The sequence below is a fragment of the Mesorhizobium intechi genome (genome assembly GCF_002879535.1).
Classification (GTDB): domain Bacteria; phylum Pseudomonadota; class Alphaproteobacteria; order Rhizobiales; family Rhizobiaceae; genus Mesorhizobium; species Mesorhizobium intechi.
On the sequence record NZ_PNOT02000313.1, the window covers coordinates 1 to 9255 of the forward strand.

Annotated in this window: 11 protein-coding genes; 5 read left to right on the top strand and 6 right to left on the bottom strand. The window is 64.3% G+C overall.

Annotated elements, in window-relative coordinates; genetic code table 11:
• Positions 1 to 687, bottom strand: a 687-nt coding sequence (locus tag C1D09_RS26565) for a BMP family ABC transporter substrate-binding protein (RefSeq protein ID WP_143977027.1), incomplete at its 3' end; no start/stop codon positions are given.
• 255 nt (positions 688 to 942) lie between these two features.
• On the opposite strand from C1D09_RS26565, the gene C1D09_RS26570 reads away from it, so the two are divergent.
• Positions 943 to 1527, top strand: coding sequence for an amino acid synthesis family protein (locus tag C1D09_RS26570; RefSeq protein ID WP_143977028.1), 585 nt, complete (start codon positions 943 to 945; stop codon positions 1525 to 1527).
• The gene (locus C1D09_RS26575; RefSeq protein WP_143977029.1) at positions 1524 to 2108 is read left to right on the top strand and encodes an amino acid synthesis family protein; all 585 of its coding nucleotides are present in this window, start codon (positions 1524 to 1526) and stop codon (positions 2106 to 2108) included. The genes C1D09_RS26570 and C1D09_RS26575 overlap by 4 nt, the downstream gene beginning before the upstream one ends.
• A 15-nt stretch (positions 2109 to 2123) precedes the next feature.
• Here C1D09_RS26575 and C1D09_RS26580 read toward each other — a convergent pair whose 3' ends face one another.
• The 3 genes from C1D09_RS26580 to C1D09_RS26590 are packed head-to-tail and all read right to left on the bottom strand — an operon-like array spanning position 2124 to position 4597.
• Positions 2124 to 3317 (bottom strand): amidohydrolase family protein, encoded by a 1194-nt coding sequence (locus C1D09_RS26580; RefSeq protein ID WP_143977030.1) that lies wholly within the window; start codon positions 3315 to 3317, stop codon positions 2124 to 2126.
• A 43-nt stretch (positions 3318 to 3360) separates the two neighbouring features.
• The gene (locus tag C1D09_RS26585) at positions 3361 to 3906 is read right to left on the bottom strand and encodes a MarR family winged helix-turn-helix transcriptional regulator (protein ID WP_143977031.1); all 546 of its coding nucleotides are present in this window, start codon (positions 3904 to 3906) and stop codon (positions 3361 to 3363) included.
• A 46-nt stretch (positions 3907 to 3952) separates the two neighbouring features.
• A complete protein-coding gene (locus tag C1D09_RS26590; RefSeq protein WP_143977032.1) occupies positions 3953 to 4597 on the bottom strand; it encodes a cysteine hydrolase family protein in 645 nt (214 codons plus the stop codon).
• On the opposite strand from C1D09_RS26590, the gene C1D09_RS26595 reads away from it, so the two are divergent.
• From C1D09_RS26595 to C1D09_RS26605, 3 genes are read left to right on the top strand one after another with little or no spacing between them, the layout of a single operon-like run.
• Complete coding sequence (locus C1D09_RS26595; RefSeq protein WP_143977033.1) at positions 4596 to 4793, top strand: hypothetical protein; 198 nt, start codon at positions 4596 to 4598, stop codon at positions 4791 to 4793. The genes C1D09_RS26590 and C1D09_RS26595 overlap by 2 nt on opposite strands.
• Before the next feature lie 51 nt (positions 4794 to 4844).
• Complete coding sequence (locus tag C1D09_RS26600; protein WP_246135886.1) at positions 4845 to 5687, top strand: NAD-dependent epimerase/dehydratase family protein; 843 nt, start codon at positions 4845 to 4847, stop codon at positions 5685 to 5687.
• Positions 5684 to 6490 carry an SDR family NAD(P)-dependent oxidoreductase gene (locus C1D09_RS26605; protein WP_143977035.1) on the top strand — a complete coding sequence of 269 codons (807 nt, stop codon included), beginning with the start codon at positions 5684 to 5686 and terminating at the stop codon, positions 6488 to 6490. Before C1D09_RS26600 ends, C1D09_RS26605 begins: the two co-directional genes overlap by 4 nt.
• Before the next feature lie 54 nt (positions 6491 to 6544).
• Here the strand turns inward: C1D09_RS26605 and C1D09_RS26610 are convergent, their stop codons facing one another.
• Both C1D09_RS26610 and C1D09_RS26615 read right to left on the bottom strand, forming a co-directional pair.
• Positions 6545 to 7825 (bottom strand): NAD(P)/FAD-dependent oxidoreductase, encoded by a 1281-nt coding sequence (locus C1D09_RS26610; RefSeq protein ID WP_143977036.1) that lies wholly within the window; start codon positions 7823 to 7825, stop codon positions 6545 to 6547.
• A gap of 169 nt (positions 7826 to 7994) precedes the next feature.
• Positions 7995 to 9098: a histidinol-phosphate transaminase gene (locus tag C1D09_RS26615; RefSeq protein WP_143977037.1), complete on the bottom strand. Its 1104-nt coding sequence runs from the start codon at positions 9096 to 9098 to the stop codon at positions 7995 to 7997.
• Positions 9099 to 9255: the final 157 nt, after the last annotated feature.

Genomic DNA, 9255 nt, shown 5'->3' on the forward strand with positions numbered 1-9255 from the left:
TTCGCCGGTCGGGCCGGCGACGTTGTAGACGATGTCGGAGCCCTGGCCGTACAACGCCTGGGCGAGCTCGCTGCCCTTGGCCGGATCATCGAACGTGCCGGCGAAGACGGAGTTCACCTTCACATCGGGCGCGGCATATTTGGCGCCCTGCTCGTAGCCGCCTAGGAAGTTGCGGATGACCGGGATGTCGCGGCCGCCGACGAAGCCGATAGCCTTGCCGTCGCCGATCTTGGGAAATTCACTGCCCTTGGCCTCGATCATGCTGGCCAGCGCGCCTGCGACGAAGGAGCCCTGTTCCTCTGCGAAATTGGCGTAGATCATCTTGGGATTGTCGAGCACGCCGTCGATGAAGACGAAGCGTTGGTCGGGATATTCCTTGCTGACCTTCTGCAGCGAATCCACCAGCTCCCAGCCCATGACGAAGATGAGGTCGTACTGCTTGCCCTTGGCCAGGTTTTCGAACTGCTCCTGATAGTCCAGGGCGCGATTGCCGGTATCGACCAGCTTGAGGTCGATGCCGAAATCGGCCTTGGCCTTGTTGAGGCCGTTGACGATCGAAACGCCAAAGCCCTGTGCGAAATATCCCGAGATGGCGGCCACTGAAACCTTGGCCTGTGCGGCGGCCGATCCCAACGAAACGGCCAGCATCGTGCCGGCCAGGAACAAACTCTTGAGCGCCTTTTTCATGTTATTCCCCTTCAGCTTTTTTCAGCTTTTGAAGCCACGCCTTGACCATCCCCCACATATCGCCGGAAGGCCGGCAAGTTTGTTGATGGTCATATGAGTTTAGGAGTGGCGAAACTGGCTGTCAATCGCCATCCGATACAGTTTTCCAGGCCTGTCATTGGCGTCCTCCACCTCGGTGCTTGACAAATGTCGGCGATGCATAATTGTTGATACTCTAACGAGTTTTCATGAGTGACCGGACGAAGGATACGCGCAATGCCAGCTGTGGTGGTCAGGAAATTTCTGGTCCAGGTCGAGGAAATCTTCCATGAGGGCGGTCCTCCCGCCGCGCGTCCGCCCAAGCGCGGCGCGATCGTCGCCGTCATCGCCAACCCCTTTGCTGGACGCTACGTTGAAGAGATCACCGGCTTCATGGAGGATCTGAAGCCGCTCGGCCTCGAAATGGCGCGACGCCTGATCGATGCGACGGGCGACGGCGTCGCCGCTATCGAAGGCTATGGCAAGGGCGCCATCGTCGGTGCCGCCGGCGAGCTTGAACATGGCGCGCTCTGGCACAATCCGGGCGGCTACGCGATGCGCGAACTTCTCGGCAATGCCAAGGCCATCGTGCCTTCGACCAAGAAGGTCGGCGGCCCGGGAACGCGCATCGACATCCCGATCACCCACATCAACGCCTCGTACGTGCGCAGCCATTTCGACGCGATCGAGATCGGCGTGGGCGATGCGCCGCGCAGCGACGAGATGGCGGTCATTCTGGCGATGACGACCGGTGCCCGCGTTCATGCACGGGTCGGCGGCCTGGCGGCGGCCGACATCAGGGGGGAGGACGGATTGCGATGAACCCGGAAATCCGCCGCATCATCACCATCGTCGAGGAGACACGGATCGAAGGCGGCCGCGCGGTCGACCCGCCGACGCGGCGTGCCGCTGCGATGGCGGTGATCCGCAACCCTTATGCGGGCACGTTTGTCGAGAACCTGTCGGCGCTGAGCGATATCGGCGAAGCCCTGGGCGACATCCTGCCCAGGCGGGCGGTCGCCGCACTCGGCATTGCCGCCGATCAGGTCGAAAGCTTCGGCAAGGCGGCCGCCATTGGTGCCGACGGCGAGCTTGAACATGCCGCCGCCATCCTTCATCCAAAGCTCGGCGCCCCGTTCCGCGATGTGCTGGGCAAGGGTGCCGCGCTCATTCCTTCGTCGAAGAAACGCGGCGCTCTCGGCGTGCCGCTCGACATTCCGCTCGGCCACAAGGACGCGGCGCGGGTGCGCAGCCATTTCGACGGCATGGAAGTTCGCGTTCCCGATGCGCCGCGCGCCGACGAGATCGTCGTCGCCATCGCCGTTACCGATTCCGGCAGGCCGCACCCGCGCGTCGGCGGGCTGACCAAGGACAAGATCGTCGGGGTTGATGGCGTGAGCTGATGCCGGTGAAGGCTGTTACGCAGCCCTGATTTCCGGCACGCGTATTGCCGGCGGGGTGTTCCGGCTCCGGCTGGTCCGCACCTCGCCGTCGATGACGACCATGCCGATGCCGGGCAAATTGCCGAGCGCCACGCTGTCGAGCAGCCCGTCGCCGGCGCCGCCGATCGCCTGATCGATGAAGATCAGGTCGGCGGCACGGCCGACTTCGATGATGCCGCGGTCAGCCAGCCCGCGCACGCGCGCCGTGTTGCCGCTGGCAAGGCAGAACGCCACTTCCGGCGCGATGCCGCCAAGCGAGGCCAGCATTGTCAGGGTTCTCAGGATACCGAGCGGCTGGACGCCGGATCCGGCCGGGCTGTCGGTGCCGAGGATGACGCGCGAAAGTTCGCCGCGCTGCCTCGCCAGGTCGAGCACGAACAGGCTCGTGCGCAGATTGCCATTGTGGACGATTTCCAGCGCGCGCGAACCGTTCTCGCAGATCTGCCGAATTTCGGCCTCGGGAAGCGCGGTCGGTCCACCATTGACGTGGGCAACGATGTCGGCGTCGACCTCCAGCACGACATCGGCGCCGATGCGGCCGGAGCCGGGCAGGGACGGACCACCCGTATGGGTCATCGAGGTCATGCCGTATTTGCGCGCCCAGGCGATCATCTGCCGGCCGGTCGCGCCATCCTTGACGCCGCCAAGTCCGACCTCGCCGACAAGTGTCACGCCGGCTTCGGCGAGATATCGGAAGTCGTCCTCGACCAGGCCATGTTCCAGGATGGGAGCGCCGGCCAGGATCTTCATGCCGTTGGGGCGGAAGTTGGAGAAGGTCCGCTGCGCCGCGATCGCCAGCGCCTTCAGCCCGACCAGGTCGCGCGGCCGCCCTGGCGTGTGGACCTCTCCAGCCGAAATGATTGACGTGACGCCGCCATGCACGGTCGAATCCATCCAGCCGATCTGGTTCTGTCTCGGCGTCCAGTCGCCGGCCACCGGATGAACGTGGTTGTCGATAAGCCCCGGTGCCACCGCGCAGCCCATCGCATCGATTATCGTCGACGCATTGCCGCCATCGACATCGCCTGCCTTGCCAAGGCCTGATATACGGCCGTCGGTCACGATGATGGTGTCGGCATCGAGGATCGGTTGGCTAAGGTCACCGCTCAGCAAGAGGCCGATATTGCGGACGACGAGCATGTTGGCAGACGACTTGGGGTCGGGCGACATCGGTTCTCGCTTCTGCTGGTACGGAAAAGGGTCCGGAGGCGGCCTACTTGCCGCCGTCGCCATTCGATGGATCGTCGTCATTGATGCGCTTGAGCAGGCGGAGCAAAGTCGCCTGTTCCGCGGGTGAAAGCGGCGACAGTAAGCGCCGTCCGACCTCGACGCTGCGTGCGAGCCGTTCGAGCGTGTATTCGGTCCCTTTTTCCGTCAGCGCGATCATCGACAGGCGCTGGTCGGTGTCGGAGGCACTGCGCGTGATCAGCCCGTGTTTGAGCAGCTTGCGCATGACAATGCTGATGGTCGACGGGTCCATCGCCGTCAGCCGGCCGAGATGGTTCTGCGAGACCTCGCCATGTTTGAGGATCGTGGCAAGGGCCGCGAACTGGGTCGGCGACAGATCCTCGCCGGCCATGACCTGCTGGAAACGCAGCGTCGCGCGCTGATGCGCCTTGCGGATGACGTGCGCCGGGTGCTGGTCCAACGCGTATCCGGTCTCGGCGTATCGCTCCAGCACCTGCTCCCGGCTCAATGGTTGCGCATTGCCGCGCGGCTTCGCGGCCGCGCTTTTCTCGGATTTCTTTTCGGTCGTCAAACCGGACTCCTGTCGCCTGTATCGGATGCCGCCGGGTCTGGATGGTTCACGCCGCGACTTCCATCGGTTGCAGCGACGTCCCATCGCGAAGCGCCGCGACGACATCAGTTGAATCGCTGACCACGCCGAAATGCGTCGCTATGTCATAGAGCGAGCTTTCCTGTTCGCGCGGTCCGGTCGCCGCACAACAATCGCTCGGCACGACCACTTCATAGCCTTGGAAAAATGCGTCATGCACGGTCGATCTCACGCAGATGTTGGTGACCACGCCGAAGATGATCAATTGGTCGATCTGCATGTCCCTGAGCGTCAGGTCGAGGTCGGTCTGGAAGAATGCCGAGTAGCGCCGCTTGATGACATGGATCTCGTCATCGCGGGCGCCGAGATCCTCGATGATCTCCGGTCCCCAGCTGCCTTCCAGGCAATGCGGCGTGCGCTTCACCCATTCGCGCTCCCGGCGCATGCCCGGCCGGTGCGCATCGTGAACCCAGATCACCGGCACGCCGCTCGCGCGGGCGGCCTCTATAACGGCCAGTTGCGGGCCGACCAGCGTCTCGTATCCAGGCAGGACCATGGCTCCGCCCGGTCTGCAGAACTCGTTGACCATGTCGATGACGATAATGGCTGCGCGCTGCGGATCAAGGCGCATCGCGTCATCATGCCGATGTGAGGAAAAAACGTCCACGGCCATGGCGGACTCCTTTGGTCAATCGTTGATGCTCATACAAAAAACCCTGGCGGATGCCAAGTCAATCCCGTTCGACGCAAAGCTGTGGCCACCGGCCTTGCGCACGCCGCTGCCACAAGCGTATGCGCTATTTATCCACCGCGATATGGCCTTGACAGAGGGCGGCAATCATGTGCTCGATTTGTATGACCATCAATGATATTCAAACCGCCGGGTTTGACGCGCCGAGGGCCCTGATATGAGGACGATCGTGACTGGAGCCAGCGGCCTGCTTGGCCGCCACGTCGCCGAGGCCCTGCTTGCCGCCGGCCATGATGTGCTGGGCATCGACACCGTGGCACCGGGCAGGGGCGCATGGCGTCACGCCACCGCCGACCTGACGGATCTTGGTTCGGCCCTGCAGCTGGTGCGCGATTGCGATGCCGTCATGCATGTCGCGGCCATTCCGCGTCCGACCGGGCGCGCCGGCGGCGAGGTGTTCAGGACCAATGTCGCGACCGCCTACAATGTCGTCGAGGCCGCCGCCATGGCCGGCGTCGGGCGCTTCGTCTATGCCTCGTCCTTCAGCGTCCTCGGCTATCCCTTCTTCGAGAGAAGGGTCATTCCGCCCTATCTGCCGGTCGACCTGAACCATCCGGTCGGCGCCCAGGACCCCTACGGCCTGTCGAAATGGCTGGGCGAGGAAATCGTCGATGCGGCGGTGCGGCGCGGCGCCTTCTCGGCGGTCAGCATCCGCATGCCATGGATCCAGACCCCGCAATCCTTTTTCGCCGACGTCGGTCCGCGCCGCGCCACCGCCGACAGTGCTCGCGACCTGTGGGCCTATCTCGACGCGCGCGATGCCGGGCAGGGTTTTCTGCAGGCACTGGAATGGCAGGGTGATGGCCATCTGCGCGTCCTGCTCGGCGCCGCCGACACCTTTATGGAGGAAGAAACCGAAGCGCTCGTGCGCCGCTTCTATCCAGGCGTTGCCCTGTCGCGGTCGATCGCCGGTTTCGGGTCCATGCTCTCTACGGTTCATGCGCGCGAGACGCTCGGCTTCGTGCCGGAGCATTCATGGCGTTCCTACCCGAAGCCGGAGACCAAGGGATGAAACGGTTCGAGCACAAGAAGGTCCTTGTCACCGGCGGCGCCGGCGCCATTGGCAGTGCCGCGGTCCGCCGTTTCCTCGATGAGGGCGCGCGGATCGCCATTGTCGACCGCAACGGCGCGGCCGCGCGCGAGCTGGCCCGCTCTCTCGGCGACAACACCATCGCCATCGAAGCCGATGTCACCGACGAGCAGAATGTGCGGGCCGCTGTCGAAACCACCGTCGAGACATTGGGCGGGCTGGACGTCGTGTTCAACAATGCCGGGATTTCGGGCGTGGTCGCTCCGGTTCACGAACTGCCCGTTGAGGATTGGGACACCATCATCCGCATCAATCTGCGCGGCATCTTCCTCGTCCTGCAGGCCTCGCTTCGGGCCATGATCGAGGGCGGAGCTGGCGGCTCGATCGTCAATATGGGATCGTCCATGGCCGGGTGGGACGTGCTTTCGGGCGGTGCCGGCTATGTCGCATCCAAACATGGCGTCGTCGGGCTGACGCGGGTGGCCGCACTCGATGCCGCGCCCTACGGGATACGCGTCAATGCCATCTGCCCGGGCGTGATCGAGACCATGCTTGGAGTGCCGGCTTCCGGCGATGGCGATTTCAAGAGCAGCGTCCAGCATTTCGCCGACCGCATCCCGTTGCGCCGCATCGGCCAGCCGGAGGATGTCGCGGCCTCCGTGGCGTTCCTCGCCTCGGACGAGGCAAGGCACGTCACCGGTGTCGACTGGCTGATCGACGGCGGCCAGACATTGCAGAGCTGGGCCAACGCGCCCACGGGGGGTGCGTTTCCGAAATATCGGTAGTTAGGAGCAGCTTTTCCAACCTCACCAGCCGTCAGGTCGGTCGAACGCTTCGCGTCAGAGACCGAACCGGTCCTTCACCCGCCCCGACAGGATCGCGGCCTTCACCCCGAGCGGCCAGAGGCGGTGGAACCGGATTGGCTTGAGCGCCGATGTCGGCATGGGAAAGGGCGACGTTTCGCTGCCGCGCAGCCGCTGTGCTAGGGCGGCGCCCATCGCCGAGGCCATGGCGACGCCGCGACCGTTGTAGCCAAGGCAGATCAGCACGCCGTTCTCCGGCTCGTGAATGTGCAGAAGATGGTCCTTGGTGATCGCGACCCGGCCGTTCCAGCCATGTGTCCAGCGCGTTCCGGCAAGCACCGGCCACAGCCGCAGCGCATAGTCGGTGAGGTAGCGGATGGCGGAAGCATCGCCGATCGGCTTCATCGGTCCCCGGCCGCCCATGAGCAGGCGGTTGTGTGCGTCGATGCGGTAGTACACGGTGATATTGCCGGCTTCGTAGACGACCGGCCTTTCAGGGAGGATTGCGGCCGCGGCTTTCGGCGCAAGCGGTTCGGTCGCCGCGATCGCGCTGAACACCGGAACAAGCGACTGCTCCAGGCCCGGCCACAGGGCTCCGGTATAGCCGTTGGTTGCTACAAGCACCTTCTCGGCGCTGATCGAGCCGTTAGCGGTTTTGAGGACCCATCGTCCAGCCTCCCTCTTGAGCGAAAGCACTTCGCTGCCACCGAAGATCCGCGCGCCGGCGTTCCGCGCGGCGGCTGCGAGGCCGATCGTGTATTTCAGGGGATGGAGGTCGCCGCCGCGGGCGTCCAACATGCCGGCTATGTATCGGTCGGTTCCGGTTCGTGTCGCCATCGCCTGTGCATCCAGCATGCGGACCGGCATGCCCCGCTGCTCGCATTGCGCGGCCGTCGTCTGCACCGCGGCTTGCGGCTTCGGCCGGATGGCCGCGCGGATCGTGCCGTTCTGCCGTGCCTCGCAGGCGATCGACAGGCGCCGGATGAGGCCAAAGGTGAAATCCGGCGCGCCGTATGAGAAATCGATCATCCGCGGCCCAAGCTCTGGCCCGAACATCGCCTCGATCGTGTCGGGATCGTATTTGAGGCCGGGATTGACCTGGCCGCCGTTCCTGCCCGAAGCGCCCCAGCCCGGCTGGTGCGATTCCAGCACGGCAACGTCGTCGCCGGCTTCCGCCAGATGCAAGGCGGTGGACAGGCCGGTGAAACCGCCGCCGACAATGGCGACCCTTGCCTGCTGCACGCCGGCAAGGGCGGGGTAGTCGCCGGTGCCGGCCGTTTCGCGGTAGAGGCTTTTCGGTGCGTTGCTCTCAAGCATGCTGGGCACGTCAAGGTGACCGGGGAGGAACACAGGCCCGAAAGGCTGGACGGAAGCCTTCGGGCGAAAGGGGATGCGCCACCTGCGAAAAACTCCATATGGGGAACGGCGGACCGTCCAAATATCGTGCCCGGTGGGCGCCATACAATTCTGCATGGCTCTAGGGAAATCACAACAGCCGCGACAGCGCCGCCATGAAGTGGTCGTTCTCCGCTGGCGAACCGATGCTGACACGCACGTAGCTGTCGAAATCTTGCTGCTTCCAGGGCTTGACGATGACGCCTTCGCGCAGCAAGCCCTCGGCGAAGGCGGAGGCATTTTGCCGGCAGTTGAAGAACAGGAAATTGCCGCGGGAAGGGGCGACGTCGAGGCCCATGTTCCGGAGGAAACTCTCGACCCGCGTTCTTTCCGCCATGGCAAGCGCGACGACCCTTGCAAGGTGTTTCTCGTCAGCCAGCGCCGCCAGCGCGGCGGCTTGTGCCATGCCATTGGCGTTGAATGGTGTGCGCACCCTGTCGAGCAGGGCGCGCAATTCCGGGTCGCCGACTATACCGAAGCCGATCCGCAATCCGGCGAGGCCGAACGCCTTGGAAAATGTCCGCAGCACGATCCAGGGCCGGTCACCTTTGCGGAGGTAACGCAGCGACGAGGCATAGTCGCCACCTTCCGCATATTCGGCATACGCTTCGTCGACGACGATCAGCGTCTCGTCGCCGGCCGCATCCAGAACCTCCGACAGGTCGCCGGCGGACAGCCAACTACCGACCGGGTTCATCGGGTTGGAGAACAGCAGCATGCGGGGCCGCTCGCGCACCGCCTCGATCAGGGCATCGACATTGACTGTGAGGTCGTCGTTGACGGTCACACGTCTGACGCTCGCGCCCATCAGTGTCGCGTAGTCCTCGTGCAGCGGGAACGATGGATAAAGTGTGACGACGGCGTCGCCGGGCCGCAACACGGCACGGCTGATAACGGACAGAAGATCCTCCGAGCCATTGCCGAGGATCACCTGATCCTCACCGAATTCATATTTGGCGGCGATAGCCTGGCGCAGTTCGCGCCCGGCCGGATCGGGATAAAGCCGGAAAATCTCGGCGCTGGCCTGCATCATCGTAGCCAGGGTCGGGCTCGGGCCAAGCGGGTTTTCATTCGACCCCAGCTTGGCGATCCGGGCCGGAGCGTATCGTTGCATGACCTCGGCGATGGTCAGTCCGGAATTGTAAGGCGACAAGCGCGTGACTTCGGTTCGGACCATGTCTGACGCTTTCGACACGAGCGGGCTCCTCTGCGGTCGACGGACCCCCATCGTCGACCGGGTTCTCAAAAACTGGGTTTCGCTGCATCGTCCCCAGGGGAGCCAGGTCGCTGACGGGCGCGCAGGCGCAGCGAATTTGCTAGGAATAGCGGAGCCGAAACTGTTTGTATATGCT

Coding starts and splice junctions, on each gene's coding strand:
- C1D09_RS26590 (WP_143977032.1), bottom strand. CDS start 4,597: ATGGCCGTGGACGTTTTTTCCTCACATCGGCATGATGACGCGATGCGC.
- C1D09_RS26610 (WP_143977036.1), bottom strand. CDS start 7,825: ATGCTTGAGAGCAACGCACCGAAAAGCCTCTACCGCGAAACGGCCGGC.
- C1D09_RS26575 (WP_143977029.1), top strand. CDS start 1,524: ATGAACCCGGAAATCCGCCGCATCATCACCATCGTCGAGGAGACACGG.
- C1D09_RS26580 (WP_143977030.1), bottom strand. CDS start 3,317: ATGTCGCCCGACCCCAAGTCGTCTGCCAACATGCTCGTCGTCCGCAAT.
- C1D09_RS26570 (WP_143977028.1), top strand. CDS start 943: ATGCCAGCTGTGGTGGTCAGGAAATTTCTGGTCCAGGTCGAGGAAATC.
- C1D09_RS26605 (WP_143977035.1), top strand. CDS start 5,684: ATGAAACGGTTCGAGCACAAGAAGGTCCTTGTCACCGGCGGCGCCGGC.
- C1D09_RS26595 (WP_143977033.1), top strand. CDS start 4,596: ATGGCGGACTCCTTTGGTCAATCGTTGATGCTCATACAAAAAACCCTG.